The 24,197-nt window shown below is 75.1% G+C and carries 23 protein-coding genes; 12 read left to right on the forward strand and 11 right to left on the reverse strand.

Going from position 1 to position 24,197, the window contains the following annotated elements; translation table 11 throughout:
* Positions 1-57: 57 nt before the first annotated feature.
* Both AC069X_RS06610 and AC069X_RS06615 read left to right on the forward strand, forming a co-directional pair.
* Positions 58-438 carry a helix-turn-helix domain-containing protein gene (locus tag AC069X_RS06610; protein ID WP_007266936.1) on the forward strand — a complete coding sequence of 127 codons (381 nt, stop codon included), beginning with the start codon at positions 58-60 and terminating at the stop codon, positions 436-438.
* 197 nt (positions 439-635) lie between these two features.
* Positions 636-905: a hypothetical protein gene (locus AC069X_RS06615; RefSeq protein ID WP_478725813.1), complete on the forward strand. Its 270-nt coding sequence runs from the start codon at positions 636-638 to the stop codon at positions 903-905.
* On the opposite strand, the gene AC069X_RS06620 is transcribed toward AC069X_RS06615, so the two are convergent.
* The 4 genes from AC069X_RS06620 to AC069X_RS06635 all read right to left on the reverse strand — a co-directional run bounded on the left by AC069X_RS06620 (position 853) and on the right by AC069X_RS06635 (position 8,260).
* Complete coding sequence (locus AC069X_RS06620; RefSeq protein WP_478725814.1) at positions 853-1,623, reverse strand: SDR family NAD(P)-dependent oxidoreductase; 771 nt, start codon at positions 1,621-1,623, stop codon at positions 853-855. The genes AC069X_RS06615 and AC069X_RS06620 overlap by 53 nt on opposite strands.
* 32 nt (positions 1,624-1,655) lie before the next feature.
* On the reverse strand, positions 1,656-2,468 hold the full coding sequence (locus AC069X_RS06625) for an Fpg/Nei family DNA glycosylase (protein ID WP_478725815.1): 813 nt from the start codon (positions 2,466-2,468) through the stop codon (positions 1,656-1,658).
* 121 nt (positions 2,469-2,589) lie between these two features.
* On the reverse strand, positions 2,590-3,300 hold the full coding sequence (locus AC069X_RS06630) for a hypothetical protein (RefSeq protein ID WP_478725817.1): 711 nt from the start codon (positions 3,298-3,300) through the stop codon (positions 2,590-2,592).
* Between the two features lie 367 nt (positions 3,301-3,667).
* Positions 3,668-8,260, reverse strand: coding sequence for an ATP-dependent helicase (locus tag AC069X_RS06635; protein ID WP_478725819.1), 4,593 nt, complete (start codon positions 8,258-8,260; stop codon positions 3,668-3,670).
* An 80-nt stretch (positions 8,261-8,340) separates the two neighbouring features.
* Between AC069X_RS06635 and AC069X_RS06640 the strand changes: the two genes are divergently transcribed.
* The 3 genes from AC069X_RS06640 to AC069X_RS06650 all read left to right on the forward strand — a co-directional run bounded on the left by AC069X_RS06640 (position 8,341) and on the right by AC069X_RS06650 (position 10,328).
* The gene (locus AC069X_RS06640; RefSeq protein ID WP_478725821.1) at positions 8,341-9,207 is read left to right on the forward strand and encodes an AraC family transcriptional regulator; all 867 of its coding nucleotides are present in this window, start codon (positions 8,341-8,343) and stop codon (positions 9,205-9,207) included.
* 105 nt (positions 9,208-9,312) lie between these two features.
* Positions 9,313-10,023, forward strand: coding sequence for an AzlC family ABC transporter permease (locus AC069X_RS06645; protein ID WP_478725823.1), 711 nt, complete (start codon positions 9,313-9,315; stop codon positions 10,021-10,023).
* A complete protein-coding gene (locus AC069X_RS06650) occupies positions 10,020-10,328 on the forward strand; it encodes an AzlD domain-containing protein (protein WP_478725825.1) in 309 nt (102 codons plus the stop codon). Before AC069X_RS06645 ends, AC069X_RS06650 begins: the two co-directional genes overlap by 4 nt.
* Here AC069X_RS06650 and AC069X_RS06655 read toward each other — a convergent pair.
* Positions 10,297-11,319, reverse strand: a complete 1,023-nt coding sequence (locus tag AC069X_RS06655; RefSeq protein WP_478725827.1) for a hypothetical protein — start codon at positions 11,317-11,319, stop codon at positions 10,297-10,299. The two genes, AC069X_RS06650 and AC069X_RS06655, sit on opposite strands and share 32 nt — an antisense overlap.
* Positions 11,320-11,400: 81 nt before the next feature.
* Here AC069X_RS06655 and AC069X_RS06660 point away from each other — a divergent pair, with 81 nt between their 5' ends.
* Together AC069X_RS06660 and AC069X_RS06665 are read left to right on the forward strand one after the other, a co-directional pair.
* Complete coding sequence (locus tag AC069X_RS06660) at positions 11,401-11,595, forward strand: DUF3046 domain-containing protein (RefSeq protein ID WP_478725829.1); 195 nt, start codon at positions 11,401-11,403, stop codon at positions 11,593-11,595.
* A 300-nt stretch (positions 11,596-11,895) separates the two neighbouring features.
* Positions 11,896-12,987 (forward strand): AI-2E family transporter, encoded by a 1,092-nt coding sequence (locus tag AC069X_RS06665; RefSeq protein WP_478726342.1) that lies wholly within the window; start codon positions 11,896-11,898, stop codon positions 12,985-12,987.
* Here AC069X_RS06665 and AC069X_RS06670 read toward each other — a convergent pair.
* Positions 12,941-13,696 (reverse strand): Clp protease N-terminal domain-containing protein, encoded by a 756-nt coding sequence (locus AC069X_RS06670; protein ID WP_478725831.1) that lies wholly within the window; start codon positions 13,694-13,696, stop codon positions 12,941-12,943. The genes AC069X_RS06665 and AC069X_RS06670 overlap by 47 nt on opposite strands.
* A 137-nt stretch (positions 13,697-13,833) precedes the next feature.
* Here AC069X_RS06670 and AC069X_RS06675 point away from each other — a divergent pair, with 137 nt between their 5' ends.
* Positions 13,834-14,406: an HPP family protein gene (locus AC069X_RS06675; protein WP_478725833.1), complete on the forward strand. Its 573-nt coding sequence runs from the start codon at positions 13,834-13,836 to the stop codon at positions 14,404-14,406.
* A gap of 272 nt (positions 14,407-14,678) precedes the next feature.
* Entirely contained in the window at positions 14,679-15,509 is an 831-nt protein-coding gene (locus AC069X_RS06680; protein WP_478725835.1) for a S1 family peptidase, read from the forward strand.
* A gap of 62 nt (positions 15,510-15,571) precedes the next feature.
* Here AC069X_RS06680 and AC069X_RS06685 read toward each other — a convergent pair whose 3' ends face one another.
* On the reverse strand, positions 15,572-16,423 hold the full coding sequence (locus AC069X_RS06685) for a hypothetical protein (protein ID WP_478725837.1): 852 nt from the start codon (positions 16,421-16,423) through the stop codon (positions 15,572-15,574).
* A gap of 234 nt (positions 16,424-16,657) precedes the next feature.
* Between AC069X_RS06685 and recA the strand changes: the two genes are divergently transcribed.
* The 3 genes from recA (at position 16,658) to AC069X_RS06700 (ending at position 21,168) form a co-directional block, all read left to right on the forward strand.
* Positions 16,658-17,770 (forward strand): recombinase RecA, encoded by a 1,113-nt coding sequence (gene recA, locus AC069X_RS06690; RefSeq protein WP_478725839.1) that lies wholly within the window; start codon positions 16,658-16,660, stop codon positions 17,768-17,770.
* Positions 17,771-17,773: 3 nt separating this feature from the next.
* Positions 17,774-18,337, forward strand: a complete 564-nt coding sequence (recX, locus tag AC069X_RS06695) for a recombination regulator RecX (RefSeq protein WP_478725841.1) — start codon at positions 17,774-17,776, stop codon at positions 18,335-18,337.
* Between the two features lie 290 nt (positions 18,338-18,627).
* Positions 18,628-21,168, forward strand: a complete 2,541-nt coding sequence (locus tag AC069X_RS06700; RefSeq protein WP_478725843.1) for an FtsX-like permease family protein — start codon at positions 18,628-18,630, stop codon at positions 21,166-21,168.
* Positions 21,169-21,277: 109 nt separating this feature from the next.
* Here AC069X_RS06700 and AC069X_RS06705 read toward each other — a convergent pair whose 3' ends face one another.
* From AC069X_RS06705 to AC069X_RS06720, 4 genes are all read right to left on the reverse strand, one after another.
* Positions 21,278-21,676 carry a rhodanese-like domain-containing protein gene (locus AC069X_RS06705; RefSeq protein WP_478726344.1) on the reverse strand — a complete coding sequence of 133 codons (399 nt, stop codon included), beginning with the start codon at positions 21,674-21,676 and terminating at the stop codon, positions 21,278-21,280.
* Entirely contained in the window at positions 21,667-22,203 is a 537-nt protein-coding gene (locus AC069X_RS06710) for a cupin domain-containing protein (protein ID WP_478725845.1), read from the reverse strand. Before AC069X_RS06710 ends, AC069X_RS06705 begins: the two co-directional genes overlap by 10 nt.
* 78 nt (positions 22,204-22,281) lie before the next feature.
* Entirely contained in the window at positions 22,282-22,368 is an 87-nt protein-coding gene (locus AC069X_RS06715) for a putative leader peptide (RefSeq protein WP_311318651.1), read from the reverse strand.
* Between the two features lie 33 nt (positions 22,369-22,401).
* Positions 22,402-23,985: an FAD-dependent monooxygenase gene (locus tag AC069X_RS06720; protein ID WP_478725847.1), complete on the reverse strand. Its 1,584-nt coding sequence runs from the start codon at positions 23,983-23,985 to the stop codon at positions 22,402-22,404.
* Positions 23,986-24,197: the final 212 nt, after the last annotated feature.

Consider the following 24,197-nt stretch of genomic DNA (forward strand, 5'->3'; position numbering starts at 1 on the left):
AGGCGGTACGGTGGGGCGTGAAGGTTACGGCTACACGGTCAGAGGAGGGAGCCACCGATGATTCTGCTCCGTCGCCTGCTGGGTGACGTGCTGCGTCGGCAGCGCCAGCGCCAGGGCCGTACTCTGCGCGAAGTCTCCTCGTCCGCCCGAGTTTCGCTCGGCTATCTCTCCGAGGTGGAGCGGGGGCAGAAGGAGGCATCCTCCGAGCTGCTCTCCGCGATCTGCGACGCGCTGGACGTACGGATGTCCGAGCTGATGCGCGAAGTCAGTGACGAGCTGTCGCTGGCGGAGCTCGCGCAGTCGGCAGCCGCGAGCGAACCGGTGCCGGCACCGGTGCGCCCGATGCTCAATTCGGTCTCCGTGGCCTCGGTCACGGGCGGACCCGAGCGGGTGACCATCAAGGCACCCGTGGAAGCGGTGAACGTCGTAGCCGCTTGAGCGCGCCGTCGAGTACATGAGCGTGGCGGGAGCCCCGGGTGGTGCCTACGGCACCGGCCGGGGCTCCTTGCCGTCCGCGGGGCGTGCGGGGTGCCGGTGGGGGCGTACGGGGCTCTGTGCCGGGCGTTCTGGGTGCGGGGGCGGGGAGGGTGCGGGAGGATGGGCCCGTCCGGGAACCGGCCCTCCGGGAGGTCGCCGTGCGGCGGTTGCTGCGCATACCTGTGACGGCGCCCCTCGCCCTGGCGGTGGGGGCGCTGTGGTGGTGGGCCGTGCTGCGGCTGGTGCTGGCGCCGGCCGAGGCGGGACCGGTGGAGGGCGCGATGGCGGTGGGCGGCTGGGGGCTGGGGCTGCTGCCGGTGCACTGCGTACCGGGGCCCGTGCGCGGGGCCGGACGGGCCCGGGGCGCCGCGGGCGCTACCAGGGCATCGACACTCCGCCGTTCGGGCGCAGGATCTGGCCCGTCATGAAGGACGAGGCGTCGGAGGCCAGGTAGAGCACGGCCTGGGCGATGTCCTCGGGCTCCCCGACCCGGCGCAGCGGGGACATGCGGACCATGGCCGCTTCGGTCTGCTGCTGCACCTCCGGGCCGTGGCGGGCGGTCATGGGGGTGCGGATCCACCCCGGGGCGACGGCGTTGACGCGGATCCCGTGCGGGCCGCTCTCGGTGGCGAGGGTCCTGGTCAGCTGGACGACGGCGGCCTTGGCGGCGCTGTAGCAGAGGAGGCCGGGCTGGGCGGCGTCCACGGCGCCGGAGGCCATGGTGACGACCGAGCCGGGGCGGCCCGCGGAGATCATGGCGCGGACGGCCTCCTGGCAGGTGCGCAGGACCCCCTTGAAGTTGACGTCCAGGACCCGGTCGAGGTCCTCGTCGGTGGTCTCCAGGACGCTGCTGGTGTGCATGATCCCGGCGATCGCGGCGACGACGTCGAGCGGCCCGGCGGCGGTGACGGCTGCCCGCACGGCTGCCCGGTCGGTGACGTCGAGGGGGTGGGCGGTGGCGGAGCCGCCGTCCTTGCCGATCAGGGCGGTGGTCTCGGCGAGGCCCCGTCCGTCGCGGTCGGCGCAGTGGACGGCGGCGCCGGCCCGGGCCAGCAGCAGGGCGGTGGCCCGGCCTATGCCGCCGGCGGCCCCGGTGACGAGCGCGGTGCGGCCGGTGAGGTCGTACGCGGCGGTGGGTGTGGGCATGCCAGGACGGTACGAGCGCATCTGACGAGCCGTCAACTACCGGGACGCTCCGGGAACGGGCCGGACTGGCAGCGGGGGCACCAGTACGTGGGCCGGCCGTCCTGCGGGGCCTCGCGGACCGGGGTGCCGCAGCGCAGGCAGGGGCGGTGGGCGCGGCCGTACACGAACAGCTCCCGGCCGGGGTGGCGGCTGCCGGTGGTGTTGCGGGCCCCGCCGTGCCCGGCGTTCGCCGCCAGCAGGCGCTGGGCGGCGGCCGCGATCCTGGGGACGGTGGCCGCGGGGTCCGGGAGCGCGCCGACCGGGGTCCAGGGCGTGGCCTGGGCCAGGAAGCAGAGCTCGCACTTGTAGATGTTGCCGATACCCGCCAGGTTGCGCTGGTCGAGCAGGGCCTCGCCGAGCGGGCGGCCGGGGTCGGCCAGGAGGTTGGCGGCCGCCCGGTCCCGGTCCCAGTCGGGGCCGAGGAGGTCGGGGCCGAGGTGGCCCACGGCCCGGCCCTCGTCGGCGGTGCGCAGCAGTTCGAGGACGGGGAGCCGGTAGCCGACCGCGGTGGTCCCGGCGGTGGCCAGCACGGCCCGGATCTCGAAGACGGGGCCGCCGCGCCACTTCTCGCCGGGGCCGAAGAGGCGCCAGGTGCCGTCCATCCCGAGGTGGCTGTGGAGGGTGAGGCCGCCTTCGAGGCGGGCCAGCAGGTGTTTGCCGCGCGGGGTGACGTCGAGGGTGGTGCGGCCGGTGAGGTCGGCGGTGGCGAAGCGGGGCACGCGCAGGTCGGCGTGGGTGAGGGGCTTGCCGGCGAAGGCCGCGTGCAGGCGGGCCGCCGCGCGGTGGACGCTGTCTCCTTCGGGCATGGGGCCATTGTCGGCCCGCCCGGCCTCCGCGAGGCCCCGGGGACGCGCGGAACCCCCTGGGCGGGATGCCGCCGCAGGGGGTCCGGGGGTCAGGAGGCGGGAGGGGCCGGTTGGCCGCCCGTCACTTCCAGGTGAGGCCCTTCTGGGGCGGGCTGGACAGGTTGTTGTACGGGTTGCCCCAGTACAGGGCGCCGGAGACCTTGGTCTGCGCCGACGGGGCGAGGGCGATCACGCAGTTGGTCTGCGTCTGGCCGGTGGTGAAGCCCTTCGGAAGCGAGTCGTCCTTGCACTTCTCGAACTTGCCGATGATCGAGACGCCCTGCGCCTCGCTGCCGTCGCCGAGCAGGCCCTTGATGTGGCCCACCGAGGAGTACGACAGGTCCGTCGTGCCGGTGTTCTTGACCGTGTAGCGGATGTAGTAGGGGATCATCCCCTTGACCTTGTCACCGAGCTTGAGCGGCTCCAGGTCGGCAGGGTTGCCCTGCTCGATCGAAGCGACGGTGAGGGCGAGCTGGCCGCCCTTGTTGCTGCCGTAGCTGAACGGGACGGTGGCCGCCTCGCCGATCTTGAAGGCCTGGCCGGACGCGGCCACCGCGCCGCCGCCCGCACCGCCCGGGGCGGCGGAGGCACCCGCCGAGCCGTCGTAGCCGCTCGCCGAGGAGCTGGGCGCCGCTGCCGGGGCGCTCGGCTGGGCCGAGGAACCGGCCGACGGCGCGGCCGGAGCCGCCGGGATCTCCTCGTTGCCGTCCTTGCAGCCGGTCAGGACGAGGGTTCCGGCGACGGCGAGGCCGGCCGCGGCGAGGGTGGTTTTGCGCATGCTCTTGGTGCTCACTGTCGTGTCCCCCATGGAGGGGCACCGCCGAACGCGGTGCCTGTGATCACCTTTGATAAGCCACGGATAAGCGGCGGTGCCAGCTCTGGGGCGCCTGGGGAACGGCTGGCAGCAGTTTCGTGACATGCCCAAGACATACGTGTCCGGGCCGAGACCGGACCGGCTCCCCGGGGGAGGCCGCACCGGCTCCCCGGGGGAGGCCGCACCGGCTCCCCGGGCGAGGCCGGGCCGGGCCTCCCGGCGGACCGGTCCCGACGGCCGCGCCCCCGGCGGAGCGGGACCGGCGGGCCGGTCTCGGCGGAGCGGCCTTGGCGGCCCGGACCCGGACGCCACGCCCCCCCGCGGCCGGGTTCCCGGCGGCGCGGCCTCAGCTGCGCAGCCGCAGTCCCCTCGGCGTGGCGTGGAAGCCGGCCGCCTCCAGCGCCCGGCCCAGCGGCGAGGTCAGCGCCGCCGCCGCGTTGATCCGCTCCACCGTCAGCGCCGGCAGCGTCCCCGCGCGGGAGCCGGCCGCCAGCGCCTCCGTGGCCGCCGCCAGCCGCGGATCCCCGGGATCCGCCCAGGCCAGCAGGGTCTTGCCGCCGCGCTCCAGGTACAGCACCAGCTCACCGTCGACCAGGACCACCAGCGAGCCCGCCTTGCGGCCCGGCTTGTGCGCCGCGCCGGCCGGGGGCTCCGGCCACGGCAGGGCCGCCCCGTACGCGTTCGCCGGATCCGCCGCGGCCAGCACCACCGCCGCCAGCGGGGGAGGGTTCTTCTCGGCGGCCCGGAGTCGGTCCACGGCCCCGTCCATCGCGAACTGGGCCGCGCCCAGCCCCTCCACCACGTACCCCCGGCGGGCCTGGCCGCTGTCCTCGAACGCCGACAGCACCCGGTACACCGCGCTGAAGCCGCCCTCGACGCCCTCCGCCGCCACCGCGCCCCGGGTGACCACCCCGTGCCGGTCCAGCAGGGTGCGCGCCAGGGCGTGGGCCCGGTGCGTCGGATCGGGGGCCCGCTCGGGCAGCAGCGCCCAGCGGCCCGAGACCGTCGGCGGGCCCGTACGGGACACCGAGGCGCTCAGGCTGCCGTACCGGCCGCGCGGCACCGTACGCCGCGCCCGGTGCGCGGTGGCGCCCGCCGTACGGCCCGACCCCAGCAGGGAGCGCAGCGGGGCCAGCGTGTCGTTCGTCAGCCGGCCCGACCAGGCCAGGTCCCACAGCACCTCGGACAGCTCCAGATCGGAGGCCTCCGGATGGCGGACGCGGACGGACTGCGTGATCTGGCGGAAGAACAGCCCGTACCCGCCCGACAGGCTCTCCAGGACCGCCTGGTGCAGTGGGCCCGCCTCCAGCGGATGCGGATCGGGCAGCAGCAGCGGAGCGGCCTCCGCCAGGTACAGGGAGATCCAGCCGTCCTTGCCCGGCAGGGCCCCCGCACCCGCCCACACCACCTCCCCGGTGGTGGTCAGCTCGTCCAGCAGCGTCGGCGAATAGCCCGCCACCCGCGAAGGCAGGATCAGCCGCTCCAGCGCCGACGCCGGCACCGGAGCCCCCTGGAGCTGCTCCACCGCGCGGGCCAGCCCGTCGATCCCGCGCAGGGCACCGCCCAGGTGCTGCCACTGCGGCAGGAAGGTGGCCAGCGAGGCCGGCGGGACCGGCTCCAGCTCCTGGCGCAGCGCCGCCAGCGAACGCCGCCGCAGCCTGCGCAGCACCGTGGCGTCACACCACTCCTGGCCGATCCCCGCCGGATGGAACTCGCCCTGCACGACCCGGCCCGCCGCGGCCAGCCGGTGCAGGGCCCCCTCGGTCACCGCCGCGCCCAGGCCCAGCCGGGTGGCCACCGCGGTGGTGGTGAACGGCCCGTGGGTGCGCGCGTACCGGGCCAGGAGGTCGCCGAGGGGGTCCTTGACCGGCTCGGTGAAGGCCTCCGGGACCCCGACCGGCAGCGCCGTGCCCAGCGCGTCCCGCAGCCGGCCGGCGTCCTCGATCGCCGCCCAGTGGTCCGCTCCGCCGATCCGCACCCGGATCGCCCGCCGGGCCGCCTCCAGCGCCGACGGCCAGGCCGCCCCGGCCCCGCGCGCGGCCAGCTCGGCATCCGTCAGCGGACCCAGCAGCCGCAGCAGGTCCGCCACCGACTCGGCGTCCTTCGCGCGCCGGTCCTCCGTCAGCCACTGGAGCTCCCGCTCCAGCTCCTCCAGCACCTCCGCGTCGAGCAGTTCCCGCAGCTCCGCCTGGCCCAGCAGCTCGGCCAGCAGCCGCGAGTCCAGGGAGAGCGCCGCCGCCCGCCGCTCGGCCAGCGGCGAGTCGCCCTCGTACAGGAACTGGGCGACGTACCCGAAGAGGAGGGAACGGGCGAACGGCGAGGGCTCGGGGGTGGTGACCTCGACCAGCCGGACGCGGCGCGCCTCGATGTCCCCCATCAGCTCGCTCAGGCCCGGCACGTCGAACACGTCCTGGAGGCATTCGCGTACGGCTTCCAGCACGATCGGGAAGGAACCGAACTCCGATGCCACCTGGAGCAGTTGCGAGGCCCGCTGGCGCTGCTGCCACAGCGGGGTGCGCTTGCCCGGACTGCGCCGGGGCAGCAGCAGGGCGCGCGCCGCGCACTCGCGGAACCGGGACGCGAACAGCGCCGAACCGCCCACCTGGTCGGTGACGATCCCCGCCACCTCGCCCTGGTCGAACGCCACGTCGGCGGCTCCCAGCGGGGCCTGCTCGTCGTCGAACTCGAACGCCGCCGGCCGGGCGGGATCGTGGTCCAGCAGGTCCATGGAGAGCAGGTCGGCGTCCGGCAGGCGGAGCACGATCCCGTCGTCGGCGTGCATCACCTGGGCGTCCATGCCGTACTTCTCGGCGAGCCGGGCCCCCAGCGCCAGCGCCCACGGGGCGTGCACCTGGGCGCCGAACGGCGAATGGACGACGACCCGCCAGTCGCCGAGCTCGTCACGGAACCGCTCGACCAGGATGGTCCGGTCGTCCGGGACGTGCCCGCACGCCTCCCGCTGCTCCGCGAGGTACGCCAGCACGTTGTCGGCGGCCCAGCCGTCCAGGCCGGCCGCCAGCAGCCGCAGCCGGGCGTCCTCGTCGGCCAGCGCACCCAGCTCCCGCAGGAAAGCCCCCACCGCGCGGCCCAGTTCGAGGGGACGCCCCAGCTGGTCACCCTTCCAGAACGGCAGCCGGCCCGGCACCCCCGGGGCCGGGGTGACCAGGACCCGGTCGCGGGTGATGTCCTCGATCCGCCAGGAGGTGGTGCCCAGGGTGAACACGTCCCCCACGCGGGACTCGTAGACCATCTCCTCGTCGAGCTCGCCGACCCGGCCCCCGCCCTTCTTCGGGTCGGCGCCCGCCAGGAACACCCCGAACAGCCCGCGGTCCGGGATGGTCCCGCCGGAGGTCACCGCGAGCCGCTGCGCGCCGGGCCGCCCTGTGATCGTCCCGGCCACCCGGTCCCACACCACCCGGGGTCTGAGCTCGGCGAACGCGTCCGACGGGTAGCGGCCCGCCAGCATGTCCAGCACCGAGGTGAACGCCGACTCGGGCAGCGCCGCGAAGGGAGCCGCCCGTCGCACCAGCGCCAGCAGATCGTCCAGCTGCCAGGTGTCCATCGCGGTCATCGCCACCAGCTGCTGCGCCAGCACGTCCAGCGGATTGGACGGGATCCGCAGCGACTCGATCGCCCCCGTCCGCATCCGCTCGGTGACCACGGCGGCCTGCACCAGGTCCCCCCGGTACTTGGGGAAGACCACGCCCGTGGAGACGGCGCCCACCTGGTGCCCGGCACGGCCCACCCGCTGGAGCCCGGAGGCCACCGAGGGCGGCGACTCCACCTGCACCACCAGGTCCACGGCGCCCATGTCGATGCCCAGCTCCAGGCTGGAGGTGGCGACCACGGCCGGCAGCCGCCCCGCCTTCAGGTCCTCCTCGACCAGCGCCCGCTGCTCCTTCGACACCGACCCGTGGTGGGCGCGGGCCAGCAGCGGCGGGGCGCCCAGGGCGGCACCCGACTGCGCCATGATCTCTGCCGGGGGCGGGGCGCCCTCGGCGAGCGGCTCGCCCGTGGCGCGCTCGTGGGCGATCTCGTTGAGCCGGTTGCACAGGCGCTCCGCCAGCCGGCGGGAGTTGGCGAACACGATCGTCGACCGGTGCGCCTGCACCAGGTCCGCGATCCGCTCCTCCACATGCGGCCAGATCGACGGCTTGTCACCGCCCTCCCGGCCCTCGGTGGCGGGGGAACCCCCCAACTCGCCCATGTCCTCGACCGGGACGACGACCGAGAGGTCGAACTCCTTCGCGGACGGCGGCTGCACGATCTCCACCCGGCCGCGCGGCGCGAGGTAGCGGGCCACCTCCTCCACCGGCCGGACCGTCGCCGACAGCCCGATGCGGCGCGCCGGGCGCGGCAGCAGCTCGTCCAGCCGCTCCAGGGACAGCGCCAGGTGCGCGCCGCGCTTGGTCCCGGCGACCGCGTGCACCTCGTCCACGATCACGGTCTCCACCCCGGACAGCGCCTCCCGCGCCGCCGAGGTCAGCATCAGGAACAGCGACTCCGGGGTGGTGATCAGGATGTCCGGCGGCCGCACCGACAGCGACCGGCGCTCGGCCGCCGGGGTGTCCCCCGACCGGATCCCGACCCGGATGTCCGGCTCCGGCAGGCCCAGACGGGCCGACTCCTGCCGGATCCCGGTCAGCGGGCTGCGCAGGTTGCGCTCGACGTCGACCGCCAGGGCCTTCAGCGGCGACACGTACAGCACCCGGCAGCGCTTGCGCGGCTCCGCCGGCGGCGGCTGCGAGGCCAGCCGGTCCAGCGCGGCGAGGAAGGCCGCCAGGGTCTTGCCGGAACCGGTCGGCGCCACCACCAGGACGTCCGAGCCCTCCCGGATGGCCCGCCAGGCGCCCTCCTGCGCGGAGGTGGGCGTACGGAAGGCCCCCGTGAACCACGAGCGGGTCGCGGGGGAGAACGAGTCGAGCGCAGCGCCTGCCATGCCCCCATCGTGCACCCCGCCACTGACAGCGGACCCGACCTGCGCAAACGCGCCGCCGGGACGGGGCGCAGAATGAGGACATGGGGACGGACGGCGGACGCGGGGAGTGGGCACGGCACTGGCGGTACGAGGAACTGCCCGGCCTGGACCTGCTGCGCGCCCACTACGTGCGCCACACCTTCCCGCGCCACGCCCACGACGGGTACGTCATCGCCGCCGTCACCGGCGGCGTCGAGGAGATCGGCCTGCCCGGCGGCACCGTACGGGCCGGGCCGGGCAGCGTGGTGCTGATCAACCCGGAGGTCGCGCACACCGCCCGCGCCGGGGTGCCCGAAGGCTGGGCGTACGCCACCCTCTACTCCCCGCGGGAGCTGATCGCCGAGGTCGCCGCCGAGATCGCCACCCCGCGCGGCACCCCCGGCTTCACCGCCGACATGGTCGCCGACGCGCAGGGCGCGCGGGCCATCACCGAGGTGCACCGGGCCGCCGAGGCCGGGAACGCGCTGGCCGCCGACACCCTGCTGCGGGGCGTGGTCGCCCGGATGCTGAGCAGGCACGCCGGCCCGCTGGCCGCCCGTACCGTCCGCGGCGCGGCATCAGCCGACGCCGAACGGGCCCGCGCCGTACTGGAGGAACGCATGGCGGAGCCGCCCTCGCTGGAGCAGCTCGCGGCCGGACTGGGGACGAGCCCCTTCGCGCTGCTGCGCGCCTTCCGGGAGCGGTACGGGATGCCCCCGCACACCTGGCTGACCGACGCCCGCGTCCGCAGGGCGCGCCGCCTCCTCGACGCGGGGACCCCGCCCGCCGAGGCCGCCGTCACCGTCGGCTTCACCGACCAGCCGCACCTGAACCGGCACTTCACCCGCATCGTCGGCGTGCCGCCGGGCGCCTACCGGCGGGAGCGCGCCGGCTGGTCCCGGCCCGTGGACACCGGGGGACTCGGGTAGCCGGCGGGTGCGCCGCCGGGGCCGGGCCGCGAGCGCGCAAGAACGTACAAGACCGCCGGGTGCCCGCCCGCCTACCTTCGCGGGGTGGAAACGGATCAGAGGGTTGTGAGGGAGACCCCCGACGGGGTCGAGGGGCGGCCGGGGGCCGCCGTCGTACGGGATTCGCTCGGGGTCGGCGTGGCCGTCGGGCTGTCCGGGTTCGCCTTCGGGGTGACCGCGGCCGGGGCCGGGATCAGCGTGCTCCAGGCCTGTGTGCTGAGCCTGCTCGTCTTCACCGGCGCCTCGCAGTTCGCGCTGGTCGGAGCACTCGCGGCGGGCGGCAACCCGTTCACCGCCGCCGCCGGGGCCTTCTTCCTCGGCACCCGCAACGCCTTCTACGGGCTGCGGCTGTCGCAGCTGCTGGCGCTGCCGAAGGCCGTCCGGCCCCTCGCCGCGCACTGGGTGATCGACGAGACCACCGCCGTGGCCCTGGCCCAGCCCGACCGCAGGTCGGCCCGGCTCGGCTTCACCGTGACCGGGCTGACCCTCTTCGTGCTGTGGAACCTCACCACCCTGCTGGGCGCGCTCGGCGCCGAGGCCATCGGCGACACCGCCGCCTGGGGACTGGACGCCGCCGGGCCGGCCGTGTTCCTCGCGCTGCTCGCCCCGATGCTCAAGAGCGCCACCGAGCGGGCCGTCGCCGCCCTCGCCCTGGTGCTCGGGCTCGGCTTCCTGCCGGTCCTGCCCGCCGGGGTGCCCGTACTGATCGCCGCGCTGGCCGCCCCCGCGGTGCTGTGGATGAAGGGCCGCCGATCGCCGGAGGGAGAGCGCTCGTGAACGTCTGGATCGCCATCGGCCTCACCGTCGCCGGATGCTACGCCGTCAAGCTCGCCGGACTGCTCGTGCCCGCCGGGGCCCTGGAACGGCCCGCGGTGCGCAGGCTCTCCGCCCTGCTGCCCGTGGCGCTGCTCGCCGCGCTCACCGCCCAGCAGACCTTCAGCACCGGCCAGGAGCTGGTCCTCGACGCCCGGGCCGCCGGTCTCGCCGCCGCCGGCGTCGCGCTGCTGCTGCGTGCCCCCTTCCTGCTGGTCGTCGGCGCGGCCGTGGTGGTCACCGCGGGCGTCCGGGCGCTGGGAGGCTGACCGCGCCGCCCCCGGCGGGCGCCCCCAGCGGCCGCCCGTACGCCCGCAGGGTCAGCAGGGCCTCCAGGGTGGCGATCGGCCGCCGCTCCAGCGAGCTGCCCGGTGCCCAGGCCCGGCGGCGCACCGGCCAGCCGCCGTCGGGCTGCTGCTCCGCCGCGAGGAAGTCCAGCGAGCCGCGCACCTCCTCGTCGGTGAACCAGCTCCGGGCCAGCGACTCCGGCCGCCGCGCGTAGTCGTGCGGGAACAGCTGCTCCCCCGGCGCGTAGCCGGGGGCCGTCGGGTACTCCGCGCGCCGGTCCGGTTCGAGCACCGCCAGCCGCCGCGCGCGCACCAGCCGCCCCAGCCGGTCGGCGGCGGCCGCCGCGCGCGCCCGGTCGGGGGCGCCGTCGAGGAAGGCCACCGCGCTCTGGACCTCGTACGGGTGCCAGGTGCGCAGCGCCTCGACCCGCTCCCAGCAGAAGTCCGTGGCCCGGAAGAGCCAGGCGTGCCAGATCCGGTTGCGGTGCAGCACCCCGACGACGGGGCCCGTGGTCAGCAGCGCCCCCGGCGGGTCGTCGCACACCGGGTGGTAGGGGGCGGCGGGGTAGTCGCGCGGGCCCGGGAGGACCAGCGGGAGCGCGCCCTCCGGGGTGGAGATCCGGGTCAGGTGACGGCAGAGCCGTTCGATGCGCTGCCCGGCGCACCGGCCGAGGCCGTCGAGGATCCGCAGGGCGTGCGCGGTGTGCAGGGGCTGGCTCAGCGGACCGCGCAGGTCCGGGTCGAGGGCGTGCCCGTAGCCGCCGTCGTCGCCGAGGTAGGAGCCGAGGGCGGCGTCCACGGCGTCGGGATCCCCGCCGAGGAAGTGGAAGGCGAACCGCCGCTGCTCCAGCACCCGGGCCGTGAGCCAGACGAACTGCTCGGCGCGGGCCAGCGGGGTCGAGGGGGCGGAGGAGGGGGCCGAGGGGGCCGCCGGGCTCGGTGGGGCCGGCGCGGAAGCTTCGTCTCCAGGCATGCGTGACACCGTAGGGCGCGCGCACGGGGGCGCAGGGGAGCAACGGGGCCGGTGCACTCTCCGGGGCGGGATACTGGTGGCATGCGGTTGACGATTTTCTGGGAGCGGATGGCCGAGCACTTCGGTGCGGCCTACGCCGAGTCCTTCGCCAGGGACCACGTGATGGCCGAACTGGGCGGACGCACCGTCCACCAGGCGCTCGACGCCGGCTGGGAGACCAAGGACGTGTGGCGCGCGGTGTGTTCGGCGATGGACGTGCCGGCCTCGCTGCGCTGACGCCGCCGGCCGCGCCGCGGGCGGCTTCGCGGGCGGCTTCGCGGGCGGCTTCGTGGTCCGGGCGGCCGGTGGGACAGACTGGACGGCGTGGCAGCGACAGACAGCACGACCGACGACCGGCCCGAACACCCGCGGGACGCAGGACATCCGGGCCTCCCGGACCAGGCCGGGCCGGCCACCCCGCCGCTGGACGGGGCCGGCCCTGGCGGGGAGAGCGCCCCGGGCACCGCTCCGGCCGCAGGCTCGGGCGGCGGGCCCGAGGGCCCCGCACCCGCCGCCCCCGCCGGGGGAGAGGCCCGGATGCCGCGCTGGCTGCCGCGCGCGGTGGTCCTCGTACTGGCCCTCGTCGCCTGCTTCCAGCTCGGCAGCTGGGCCTTCCACCAGCTGATCGGGCTGCTCGTCAACATCCTGATCGCGTTCTTCCTCGCGCTCGCCATCGAACCGGCCGTGGCCAGGATGGCGGCCCGGGGCATGCGCCGCGGGCTCGCCACCTTCCTCGTGTTCCTCGGGGTGTTCGTCGCGAGCGCGGGATTCCTCGCGCTGCTCGGCTCGATGCTCGCCGGGCAGATCATCGACATGGTCGCGGGCTTCCCCGGCTACCTCGACTCGGTGATCGACGCGATCAACCGTACCTTCCACACCGAGCTGTCCCGGCTGGAGATCCAGGACAGCCTGCTGCACTCCGAATGGCTCCAGAAGTACGTGCAGAACAGCGCCAGCGGTGTGCTCGACGTCTCCACCACCGTGCTCGGCGGGCTCTTCCGGCTGCTGACGGTCTTCCTGTTCTCCTTCTACTTCGCCGCCGACGGGCCGCGGCTGCGCCGCGCGCTGTGCTCCGTACTGCCCCCCGCCAAGCAGCGCGAGGTGCTGCGGGCCTGGGAGATCGCCGTGGCCAAGACGGGCGGCTACCTGTACTCGCGCGGGCTGATGGCCCTCATCTCGGGCCTCGCGCACTACGTCCTCTTCGCGGTGCTCGACGTGCCGTACGCGCCCGCGCTCGCGGTGTGGGTGGGGCTGGTCTCCCAGTTCATCCCCACCATCGGCACCTACCTGGCGGGTGCGCTGCCGATGCTGATCGCCTTCGCCGCCGATCCGTGGGACGCGCTGTACGTCCTCGGGTTCGTGGTGGTCTACCAGCAGTTCGAGAACTACGTCCTCCAGCCGAAGCTGACCTCGAAGACCGTGGACATCCACCCCGCGGTGGCCTTCGGCTCGGTCGTCGCCGGCACCGCGCTGCTGGGCGCGGTCGGGGCGCTCATCGCGATCCCGGCCGTCGCCACCCTGCAGGCCTTCCTCGGCGTGTACGTGAAGAGGTACGAGCTGACGGGCGGGGCGGCCGAGGAGGCTACTGCGCCGCGTCCCCGTCGAGTACGGCTGCGAGGACTTCGGTGACGGTCGCCTCGGCGGCGGCCTTGTCGAGTCCGGCGGCGCTCAGCGGGCCCTCGCCGTTCTCCAGCTCCAGCAGCGCGAGGAGGATGTGCTCGGTGCCGACGTAGCCGTGGCCCAGGCGCAGGGCCTCGCGGAAGGTGAGCTCCAGGGCCTTCTTGGCGTTCGCGTCGAAGGGGATGAGGTCGGGGACCTCCGCCGCCGCCGGGGGCAGGGTGGCGGTGGCGGCCGCGCGCACGGCCTCGGGGGTGACGTCCCGGCTGGTGAGGACGTGGGCGGCCAGGCCCTCCGGTTCGGCGAGCAGCCCGAGGAGCAGGTGCTCGGTGCGGATCTCGGTGTTGCCGGCGGCGCGGGCCTCGTTCTGGGCGGACATGACGACGTTGCGGGCGCGGGGTGTGAAGCGTCCGAAGCCCGCGTTCGGGTCGAGGCCGGGGTCGCCGTCCTTGTCCGCCTTGGGGACGAAGCGCTTCTGGGCCGCCTGGCGGGTGACGCCCATGCTGCGGCCGATGTCGGTCCAGGAGGCGCCGGAGCGGCGGGCCTGGTCGACGAAGTGGCCGATGAGGTGGTCGGCGACGTCCCCGAGGTGCTCGGCGGCGACGACGGCGTCGCTGAGCTGGTCGAGGGTGTCGGTGTGGACCTTCTTGATGGCCTCGATCAGGTCGTCGAGGCGTACCGGGTTGGTCATGCGAACGGGTTCCACCGAAGGGTTCGTCATGAGTGCAACCCTAGGTTGACACCCAGGGGGTGTCAACCAGTGGTTGTCACCTGTGTCGTGGGTGCGGGCGGGGCCCGGGGTGGGGGTGTGGCTCCCGTATAGGGCCGGGATGCGGGCGGCGCGTAGACCTGGCCCCCATGAGTGTGGACACGAGCGGCACCCGTACGGGCCGGGCCGCGAAGGCGCTCGGCCGCGCCCGCCCGGCCCTCCCGAACTCGCTGGCGGGACGGGCCCCCGCGCCCGCGTCGCCCGCCCGGGTCACCGCCCTGCACAGCGGCGGGGTCGCGGCGGCCGCGCTGCTGGTGCTCGTCGGCATCGGCGCCGTCCTGCACGAGCCGGTGCTGATCCCGCCGATCGCGGCGAGCGCAGCCATCGTCTACGGGGTGCCCGCGCTGCCGCTGGCCCAGCCGCGCGGCGTGGTCGGGGGGCACCTGCTGTGCGCGGCGGTGGGCTACCTCGGACTGGCGGCACTGGGGGACGCGCCGTGGGTGGCGGCGCTGGGGGCGGGGGTGGCGGTGGGGGTGATGACCCTGGCCCGGACCCCGCATTCGCCGGCGGCGGCGACCACCGTGGTGGTGGTGCTCCAGGCGCCGGATCCGCTGGTGTTCGTACCGCTGTTGACGGGGGCGGCGCTGCTGCTGGTGCTGGCCGGGATGGCGGCCTCGCGGGCCCGGCGGGGTGCGGTGCGCTACCCCGTGTACTGGTGGTGAGCCGGGGCGGAAGGGCCGGGGCGCGGGCCTCGCGGCCCCGGCGGCCCGTCAGGTGCCGTGCGGTGGGCCGGGTCTGAGGCGTCGCCGGCCCGGCCGCGGCCGGTCCGCGTCGCGGGGTGGCGGAACGGGCGATTCTGTCCGCCCTTCCGGGGGCCGGATGGACGGATCTCCCACGGGGAAGGCCCTCTTGTGGGCCGGCCCGCTCCGGTTTGAGAATGCACATGACAACCGAAGGATCTTCGGTCGCATCCTCACCAGAGGGGACCCCCCACATGCACAAGCCTCTCGCCGGCCTCGCGCTCTCGTTACTCCTGACCGGAGTGGCGGCGGCCCCGGCCATGGCCTCGGCAACCGACACCGCGCCCGCCGTCGCGGTCACCTACGCGGGCACGGTCGCGCTCAGCAACTGCTCCGGCTCGGTCGTCCGCACCCCCGACTCCCAGCCGGGCGACCCCGCGCTGGTCCTGTCCAACGGGCACTGCCTGGAAACCGGCTTCCCGGCGGCCGGCGAGGTCCTCGTCAACAGGGCGTCCAGCCGTACGTTCTCCCTGCTCAACGCCTCGGGCGCGAAGGTCGCCACGCTGCGCGCCGGCAAACTCGCCTACGGGACGATGACGGACACCGACGTCTCGCTCTACCAGCTGACCAAGACGTACGCGCAGATCCAGAGCCAGTACGGCATCGGTGCCCTGACCCTCAACGACACCCGCCCGGCGCAGGGTTCGTCAGTCAAGGTCGTCTCCGGGTACTGGAAGCGCACCTACAGCTGCGCCATCGACGGGTTCGCGTACCGGCTCAAGGAGGGTGCCTGGACCTGGAAGGACTCGGTCCGCTACACCCCGTCCTGCAACACCATCGGCGGCACCTCCGGATCGCCCGTGATAGACACCGCCACCGGCAAGGTCGTCGCCGTCAACAACACGGGCAACGAGAGCGGCGGCCGCTGCACCGACAACAACCCGTGCGAGGTCGACGAGAGCGGCAACGTCACGGTCCGGCAGGGCATCAACTACGCCCAGCAGACCTACACCCTCGTGCCCTGCATCGGCCCCGGCAGCCAGATCGACCTGAGCCGACCCGGCTGCGCCGTGCCGAAGCCGTAACCCCGCGCCGCGCGGCCGCGGCCGCGGTCCCCGGCCCGTCGGCGCCGGGGCCGCGCCCGCCGCTACGGCGTGGGCGAGGACCCGGTGACGGACATCCAGTGCCGGACGGTCTCCTGGTGGGAGCCGGTGGCGGTGGCCGTGCCCACCGCCACCGCGTCGGCGTATCCGGGCCCGGCCTCGCCCTCGGCCGGGCACGGCAGGCCCGCGCGGGTCAGCAGGGCGAGCGGCCACTCGGGGCCGGCCCCCGGCGGCTCCCCGTCGAAGGGGGTCCACTCCCAGGGCCCCTCGAACAGCCAGGCCCGCCCCCCGGCGTCGGCGACCTCGTCACCCGGCTCCAGGAACGCGTACGGGCGCAGCAGCAGCTCGTAGGTGTAGGGGATCCCGTTGTCCGGGTGCAGGCCGTACCCCCAGCCGTCGAGGTGGCTGCCGTCCGGGAACTCCCGGTAGGACAGGCCCAGGGGCAGCACGGACACCGTCATCCCGGGGCGCGGCAGCCAGCCCCTGTCCTCCGGCGGGTCGTGGACGTCGACGCACGTCACGTGCACCACCGTCGGAGGCACCCCGACCAGACAGGTGTCCCCGGCCTCCAGGCGCCCGGGCGGAGGGTCGGTCCGGAACAGCTCCACCTCCGCCTCGGGGATGAGGGAGCCCTCCCGCTCGACGCCCAGGGCGACGATCCCGTTCCAGTCGTAGAACGGGCTGCCGGTGTCGATGTCCCACCACGGCCACCGCACGGCGACGCAGTCGCGCTCCAGGCCCCGCTCGACCCGGGCCGGGGTGAACGCACACGCGACCGACAGCACGTCCCCGGCCCGGAATCCCGGGTCCTGCGCGTACGCCGTCGGGGCGTCCTCGCAGGGGGCGGCCGTCGGCCGCCGGTGCGACGGAGAGGTGGAGAGGTGGTGCTCGCGCATGTGGGCCCCCCGGCGGTGAGTGGATCAGGGACGATCCGCGCCGCACTGTAGCCGTCTCCCGCGGCGGCGCCCGGGCGCCCCTCCCGGTGCGGGCGTGGCTCGCTTGACAGGGAAATCGAACATCCATTCTGATGGGTTATCCACAGCCGAAACGGGCGTGGGAGCGCATTGTCAGTGGCAGGCGTTAGCGTCAATGGCGTGAAGCGATCGACTCAAGCAAACCGGGTGGAACCCATGGCAGGCACCGACCGCGAGAAGGCTCTCGACGCCGCGCTCGCACAGATTGAACGGCAATTCGGCAAGGGTGCGGTCATGCGCCTCGGCGACAAGCCGAACGACCCCATCGAGGTCATCTCCACCGGGTCGACCGCGCTGGACATCGCCCTCGGCGTCGGCGGTCTGCCGCGCGGCCGCGTGGTCGAGATCTACGGCCCGGAGTCCTCCGGCAAGACGACCCTGACCCTGCACGCCGTGGCCAACGCGCAGAAGGCCGGCGGCACGGTGGCCTTCGTGGACGCCGAGCACGCGCTCGACCCCGAGTACGCCCGCGCCCTCGGCGTGGACACCGACAACCTCATCCTGTCCCAGCCGGACACCGGCGAGCAGGCGCTCGAGATCGTCGACATGCTGGTCCGCTCCGGCGCGCTCGACCTGATCGTCATCGACTCCGTCGCGGCGCTCGTGCCGCGCGCGGAGATCGAGGGCGAGATGGGCGACTCCCACGTGGGTCTCCAGGCCCGCCTGATGAGCCAGGCGCTCCGCAAGATCACCGGTGCGCTCAACCAGTCCAAGACCACCGCGATCTTCATCAACCAGCTCCGCGAGAAGATCGGTGTGATGTTCGGCTCGCCGGAGACCACCACCGGTGGCCGCGCGCTGAAGTTCTACGCCTCCGTGCGCATCGACATCCGTCGCATCGAGACGCTGAAGGACGGCACGGAGGCGGTCGGCAACCGCACCCGCTGCAAGGTCGTCAAGAACAAGGTCGCGCCGCCGTTCAAGCAGGCCGAGTTCGACATCCTCTACGGCCAGGGCATCAGCCGCGAGGGCGGCCTGATCGACATGGGTGTGGAGCACGGCTTCATCCGCAAGGCCGGCGCCTGGTACACGTACGAGGGCGACCAGCTGGGCCAGGGCAAGGAGAACGCCCGCAACTTCCTGAAGGACAACCCCGACCTCGCCAACGAGATCGAGCGGAAGATCAAGGAGAAGCTCGGCGTGGGCGTCCGCAAGGACGGCGAGGGCGACGAGCCCGCCGCCGCTCCGGCCGCCGACGCCGCGGCCGGTGTCCCCGCCCCCGCGTCGAAGGCCAAGACGACGGCCAAGGCCGCCGTCGCCAAGAGCTGATCCGTGCGGGAGCAGGAGAGGGGCGGTACGCGCGGCGGCCGTGAGGGCCGTCAGGAGCTGCCGCCCCAGAGTCCCGAGGAGCAGGCGCGGGCGATCTGCCTGCGCCTGCTCACCGGGATGCCGCGCACCCGACGGCAGCTCGAGGAGGCCCTGGCGAAGCGGGGCATCCCCGAGGAGGTGTCGCAGGAGGTCCTCTCCCGGTACGAGGAAGTGGGCCTGATCGACGACGCCGCCTTCGCCGACGCCTGGGTGGAGTCCCGGCACCGGGGCCGGGGCCTGGCCCGCCGGGCGCTCGCGCAGGAGCTGCGGACCAAGGGGGTGCACACCACCCTCGTCCAGGAGGCGCTGGAACAGCTGGATTCCGAGCAGGAGGAGCAGACCGCCCGGGAACTCGTGGAGCGCAAGCTCCGCAGCACCCGCGGCCTGGACCGGGACAGGCGGATCCGGCGCCTCGCCGGCATGCTCGCCCGCAAGGGATACCCCGAGGGCATGGCCCTGCGGGTGGTCCGGCGCGCGCTGGAGACCGAGGGCGAGGACGCCGACGACCTGGGGTACCCCGGGGACTGAGCGGCAGCCGGGCCGCACCGAGCCCGGCCGCACCGAGCCGGGCCGGGATCGAGCCCGGCCGCACCGAGCCGGGCCGGATCGAGCCCGGCCGCATCGAGCCCGGCCGGGCCGGGACCCGGGACCCGGACCCGAGCCCCGGCGCGGTGGATCCGGCGCGGGGTTCCGGGCCGCAGCCGGAGCGAACGGGTGCCGGCGCCGGGTACGGCTCCCCGGGGGTGGGGGTAGCCCCCGCACGAGGACGCCGGAGCGCTCCAGTGCCCGGAAACCGGCTCGCGGCCAGAGTTGACCGCATGATGCTGCGTTACGCCCTTCAGACCGTCCGGGACCGCAAAGCCGGCTTCCTCGGCGCCTTCGTCGCGCTCCTCTGCGCGGCGGCCCTGATCACCGCCTGCGGCACCCTCCTGGAGACCGGCCTCCGCGGCCGGATCGCCACCGAGCGCTACGCCGGCACCCCGGTGGTCGTCTCCGCCGACCAGAACGTCCACCAGACGACGGTCAAGGAGAAGAAGGGCAAGACCAAGACCAAGCACAAGGCCAAGCCCGTCGCCGAGCGGGCCTGGCTCCCGGCCTCCGCCGTGGACACCGTCCGCTCCGTGCCCGGCGTCGAACGGGCCGTCCCCGAGCTGACCTTCCAGGCCGTCCCCCTCCTGGAGACGCCCGGCGACGCGGCGAAGCCCTCGTACGGGCACGCCTGGACCTCCGCCGTCCTCACCCCCTTCACCCTCGCCGAAGGCCGCGCCCCCCAGGGCGCGGACGAGGTCGTCATCGACCGCGCCCTCGCCGCCCGCGCGGGACTGGCCGCCGGAGCCCGGCTGACCGTACAGGCCACCGGCGACCCGAAGAGCTACACCGTCAGCGGCATCGCACGCACCGCCCACGGCGACCTCGGCCACCAGACCTCGCTGTTCTTCAGCGACACCGAAGCCGAACGGCTCGCCGCCCGCACCGGACAGGTCACCGCCGTCGGGGTCCTGCCCCGGCCCGGAACCGACGCCGCCCAGCTGGCCGGAGAGGTCGGCCGGGCCCTGGCCGCCACCCCGCAGGGCGCCACCGCGCGGGTCGCCGCCGGGGACGCGCGCGGCCCGGTCGAATTCCTCGACGCCGCCGGAGCACGGACCAAGCTGGTCTCCATGGGCGGGGCCATGGGCGGCACCTCGCTCCTCGTCGCGATCCTCGTGGTCGTCGGCACCTTCGCCCTCTCCGTCCAGCAGCGCTACCGCGAACTCGCCCTGCTGCGGGCCATCGCCGCCACCCCCAGGCAGCTCCGCCGCATGATCGGCCGCGAGGCGCTGCTCGTCGGCCTGGCCGCCGGGATCGCCGGCTCACTCGCCGGACTGCCGCTGGCCGCCTGGCTGCACGGCCGCTTCGTCGGCAGCGGAGTGATCCCGGCCACCCTGGAGCGCACCGCCGGGGTGTTCCCGATGTTCGCCGCCGTCGGAGCCGGCCTCCTCGGAGCGTGGGCCGCACGGATCACCGGACGCCGGATCGCCCGCATCCGCCCCGCCGAGGCACTCGCCGAAGCCGCCGTCGAGCGGGGGCGCCCCGCCTGGATCCGGACCGTGGCGGGACTGCTCCTGCTGGCCGGGGGAGCGGTGCTGGTCGTCGTACTCGGCTCGCTGCGCACCGAGCCCGCCTCCACCCCGGTGACCTTCCTCGCCGTGGTGGTGCTGGCCGGAGCGGTGTCGCTGCTCGGGCCGCTGCTGGTCCGGCTCGCCACCGTGCTGCTCGCCGGACCGCTGCGGCTGACCGGCCCCGGCGGCCGCCTCGCCACCGCGAACCTGCGCGGCAACGCCACCCGCATGGCCTCCGCCGTCACCCCGCTCACGCTGCTGATCGGCATGACCTGCACCGTGCTCTTCGTCACCCCCACCCTCGGCGACGCGGCCCGAGCCCAGGCCCGTGAAGGGGTCAGGGCCCAGTGGGTCGTCACCGCGCAGGGGCCCGGCGTGAGTGCGGGTACCGCCGAGCGGATCCGCCGCACCCCGGGCGTCACGGCGGCGACCGAGATCGTGCACACCTCGGTACGGGTCGGGCTGACCAAGTACGCCGCCCAGGGGGTCACCCCGGCCGGCCTCACCCGCACCTGGGACCCCGGTGTCACGCGGGGCAGCCTGGACGGCTTCGGCGAGGGCAGCGCGGCCGTCAGCGAACTCGCCGCCGACCAGCTGGGACTGGAACCCGGCAGCCCGCTGAAGCTGACGCTGGGCGACGGGACGCCGGTGACCCTGACGGTGTCCGCCGTGTACGCGAAGGGGCTCGGTTTCGGGGACCTGACCCTGCCCCACGGGCTGGTCGCCGCGCACGTGGACAACCCCCTCGCCGGCAGCGTGCTCGTCGCGGCGGAGCCGTCGGTCGGCCGGGAGCGGCTGGCCGCCCCCGGGACGGCGGTCCTGTCCGCGGCGGAGGCCGACGCGGTGCGGGCGGAGCGGCAGGCGGCGGGGGCGGAGATCAACCTGCTGGCCATGGGCCTGGTACTGGCCTTCACCGCCATCGCGGTCGTCAACACCCTGGCGATGTCCACCACCGAGCGCTTCCGGGAGTTCGCGATGCTGCGGCTGGCCGGGGCGAAGCGGCGGCAGGTCCTGCGGATGCTGCGTACGGAGACGCTGGCCGTCCTGCTGATCGGGGCGGTGCTGGGGTCGGGGATCTCGCTGGCCGTGCTGACGGCGTTCAGCGTCGGCATGACGGGTGTGGCGGCGCCGGCGGTGCTGCCGCTGGTGTACGCGGTGGTCATCGGCGCGGCCGGGCTGCTGGCGCTGACCGCCACGGCCCTCCCGGGACGGGCCGCGCTCCGGCTCCGCCCGGTGGAGGTGGCCACCTCCAAGTCCTGACCGGGCCCGGGGCCCCGGACCCCGCGCCTCAAGAGAACGCCGGCGGGGCTGGATCCTCCAGCCCCGCCGGCGTGCGTGAGGTGACGGGCGCGCAGCACCCGTACCGGAGTCAGGACTGCGGCGGTGCGACCGGGAGGCCGGCGCCGCGCCAGGCCTGGAAGCCGCCCGTGAGGTCCGTCGCCCGGTGGAGCCCCAGCGCGTGCAGCGACACCGCGGCCAGCGAGGACGCGTAGCCCTCGTTGCAGACCACCACCACCCGCAGGTCGTGCGAGACGGCCTCCGGGAGCCGGTGGGAGCCCAAGGGGTCCAGCCGCCACTCCAGTTCGTTCCGCTCGACGACCACCGCCCCCGGGATCAGCCCGTCCCGCTCGCGCAGGGCCTGGTAGCGGATGTCCACCAGCAGGGCCCCGTCCAGCGAGGCCTCGTACGCCTCCTGCGGCCCGACCCGGTCGTACGTCGCCCGGACCCGCTCCAGCAGCTCGTCGACGCCCACCGCGCTCACTGCCAGTCCGCCGGACGCTCGACGTGCTCCAGCCGCAGCACCGGACCGCTGCGGCCGTACCGGCGGATCAGCGGCAGCGGCGGGTAGTACGCGTGGACGGACACGGCGTGCTCCGAAGCGGACTCGTTGAGCACCTCGTGGACGTGGTGCTCGCCGAAGGCGCGCCCGGTCACCGCGCCGAGGCTGCGGGTGCGGTCCACGCCGGGGGCCAGTTCCAGGCTCTGCCAGCCCTCCGCGGGCAGCCGCACCGTCAGGGAGTGCTCCGTCAGCCGGCCCCGCGCGGTGGCGAACGCGCCCCGGGACTCGGCGTGGTCGTGCCAGCCGGTGCCGGTGCCCGGCGGCCAGCCGATCAGCCAGGCCTCGCTGCCTCCCGGCCCGTCGAGCCGGATCCAGGTGCGGCCCTCCGGGTCGAGGGGGAGCGAGTCGACGACCGCCGGGTCGGCGGCGGTGCGCAGGGCGAAGTCGAGGAGTTCCGCCGCCGTCGGGGCGGACGCCGGGCGGGCAGGGGCGTGGGTGGGCAGGGGGGAAGGCATGGAGGTGACCGTCCTGGGGTTCGCGAAGGTGCGCGCGCGGGCCGGTGAGGGCTCAGGGGCGCGCGGAGGGAAGGCGAATCAGCAGGAGGGGCGACACACGCAGCCCGCGTAGCGGAGCAGGTCCATGTGGACCCTCCGCCACAGGCGTACGTCGTTGCCGGTCATGTCCGCGAGTGAACCACGCGCCCCCGAGAGCGGTCAATCGATCACAGGGGCGGGTGTGGCGGGAGCGCCCGCCGGGGCGCCCGCACGGACGGCGTCGGCCGCCTCGTACAGTTCGGCCGGCCGGACGCCCGCGAAGGTGGCCGCCAGGTGCCCGTCCGGGCGTACCAGGAGCACGGTGTGCGCCGGCGCCCCCGGGTAGGCGTCGGCGACCAGCAGGTCGGCCGGGACCGGCAGCGCGGTCACGGCCGCCGCGAGCCGGGGCATCACCCCGGCGCCCACCCAGTGCCGCCGGTCCCACACCCCGGTGCCCGGCGCGACCAGCAGCACCAGCAGCCGGCCCCGCCCCAGCAGGTCGCGCAGCGGGACGGTGGCTCCGTCGGGCGCGGTCACGGGGACGTTCGCCACGGGCCCGCCCGGCTCCGTCGCCGTCGGGACCTCGCGCACGGCCACCGGCGCGGCGTACACGGGCTGCGCGCCCAGCGGGCCCCGGCCCAGGTGCCCGTCGGTCAGCAGGGTTTCGGCGGACCGCCCCGACCCCGGGAGCAGGGTGCGCAGGCCGCTCCCGCCGCGCAGGACGGGCATGGCCTGGTCGGCGGCGCGCAGCCGGGCGGCCACGGCGGTGCGGCGTTCGCCCTCGTAGCTGTCGAGCAGGGCCTCGGAGGCTCCCTGGTGCCAGGCCAGGGCCAGCTTCCAGGCGAGGTTCTCCGCGTCGCGCAGCCCCTCCTCGACGCCCTGGGTGCCGAGCGCGCCCAGCAGGTGCGCGGCGTCGCCGGCGAGGAAGGCCCGGCCGTCGCGGAAGCGTAGGGCCAGGCGGTGGTGCAGGGTGTGCACCCCGGTGTCGATGAGGTCGTACGGGGGAGTCGTGCCGCCGCACCACAGGGCCAGGGTGTCCCGGATCAGGGTGACCAGCGTGTCGGGCGTGACGAGTTCCCCGCGGGCGGCCAGCAGCCAGTCGAGCCGCCACACCCCGTCGGGCAGCGGCCGGGCGGTGATCTCCTCGGGCCCGGTCGGCGGGCTGCGGTGCAGCAACGCTTCGCCCGGCCAGGGCAGTTCCGCGCGGAGCGCCGCCACGGCGTGCCGCTCGACGGCGGTCCGGCCGGGGAAGCGGATGCCGAGCAGCTTGCGCACGGTGGAGCGGGCTCCGTCACAGCCGACGAGGTGGCTGCCGCGCCACCACGCGCTCTCGGCGCCCCGGGTGCGGGCGGTGACCCCGTGGTCGTCCTGCTCCAGGGAGTCCAGCTTGGCGCCGGTGACCAGCTGGACCAGGGGGTGCGCGGTGGCGGCGGCGCGCAGTCCGCGCGCGAGGGCGTGCTGCGGCAGGTGCAGGGGCGCGCCCTGGCCCTCGAAGGCGCCGTCGAAGGTGATCCGCCGGGACTCCTGACGGCGCCTCATGGTGCGCCAGGCCGCGTACTGCGCGCCCTCGTCGCGCAGGGTCGTACAGCCCAGCCGGTGGGCCATGGCGGCGGTGTCGGAGTGCAGGACGACGCTGCGGGCGGGCCGGGGCTCGTCCTTGCCGGGCCCCTCGTCGAGCAGCACGCTGGGCACGCCGTGTCCGGCCAGGGCGAGGGACAGGGACAGCCCGACGGGCCCCGCGCCGACGACGATCACCGGGTCCATGACGCGGCTCCCGATGTCCGGTATGTGATCACAGAACGTATGCAACCCACTGGAGGTTCCTGCGTCAAGTGACACCGGCTCCGGACAGCAGCGTGTGGTGGGGGGGGGGGGTCGCCGCACCCCAAGGGACCCACAACACGAATGACCCCCCATCCGCCCCCCCGGAGTTCTCCCCCAGGGGGGGGTCCGGGGGTCAGGCACCCAAGTTGCTC

The sequence above is a fragment of the Streptomyces sp. NPDC043896 genome, from assembly GCF_056435605.1.

Excerpts from the sequence above, each read along its gene's own strand:
- AC069X_RS06670 (WP_478725831.1), bottom strand. The coding sequence starts at position 13,696 with ATGACGAACCCTTCGGTGGAACCCGTTCGCATGACCAACCCGGTACGC.
- AC069X_RS06610 (WP_007266936.1), top strand. The coding sequence starts at position 58 with ATGATTCTGCTCCGTCGCCTGCTGGGTGACGTGCTGCGTCGGCAGCGC.
- AC069X_RS06625 (WP_478725815.1), bottom strand. The coding sequence starts at position 2,468 with ATGCCCGAAGGAGACAGCGTCCACCGCGCGGCGGCCCGCCTGCACGCG.
- AC069X_RS06715 (WP_311318651.1), bottom strand. The coding sequence starts at position 22,368 with ATGACCGGCAACGACGTACGCCTGTGGCGGAGGGTCCACATGGACCTG.
- AC069X_RS06675 (WP_478725833.1), top strand. The coding sequence starts at position 13,834 with ATGAGTGTGGACACGAGCGGCACCCGTACGGGCCGGGCCGCGAAGGCG.
- AC069X_RS06710 (WP_478725845.1), bottom strand. The coding sequence starts at position 22,203 with ATGCCTTCCCCCCTGCCCACCCACGCCCCTGCCCGCCCGGCGTCCGCC.
- AC069X_RS06640 (WP_478725821.1), top strand. The coding sequence starts at position 8,341 with ATGGGGACGGACGGCGGACGCGGGGAGTGGGCACGGCACTGGCGGTAC.
- AC069X_RS06665 (WP_478726342.1), top strand. The coding sequence starts at position 11,896 with ATGCCGCGCTGGCTGCCGCGCGCGGTGGTCCTCGTACTGGCCCTCGTC.
- AC069X_RS06620 (WP_478725814.1), bottom strand. The coding sequence starts at position 1,623 with ATGCCCACACCCACCGCCGCGTACGACCTCACCGGCCGCACCGCGCTC.
- AC069X_RS06635 (WP_478725819.1), bottom strand. The coding sequence starts at position 8,260 with ATGGCAGGCGCTGCGCTCGACTCGTTCTCCCCCGCGACCCGCTCGTGG.
- AC069X_RS06655 (WP_478725827.1), bottom strand. The coding sequence starts at position 11,319 with ATGCCTGGAGACGAAGCTTCCGCGCCGGCCCCACCGAGCCCGGCGGCC.
- AC069X_RS06700 (WP_478725843.1), top strand. The coding sequence starts at position 18,628 with ATGATGCTGCGTTACGCCCTTCAGACCGTCCGGGACCGCAAAGCCGGC.
- AC069X_RS06660 (WP_478725829.1), top strand. The coding sequence starts at position 11,401 with ATGCGGTTGACGATTTTCTGGGAGCGGATGGCCGAGCACTTCGGTGCG.
- AC069X_RS06720 (WP_478725847.1), bottom strand. The coding sequence starts at position 23,985 with ATGGACCCGGTGATCGTCGTCGGCGCGGGGCCCGTCGGGCTGTCCCTG.
- recA (WP_478725839.1), top strand. The coding sequence starts at position 16,658 with ATGGCAGGCACCGACCGCGAGAAGGCTCTCGACGCCGCGCTCGCACAG.
- AC069X_RS06680 (WP_478725835.1), top strand. The coding sequence starts at position 14,679 with ATGCACAAGCCTCTCGCCGGCCTCGCGCTCTCGTTACTCCTGACCGGA.
- AC069X_RS06685 (WP_478725837.1), bottom strand. The coding sequence starts at position 16,423 with ATGCGCGAGCACCACCTCTCCACCTCTCCGTCGCACCGGCGGCCGACG.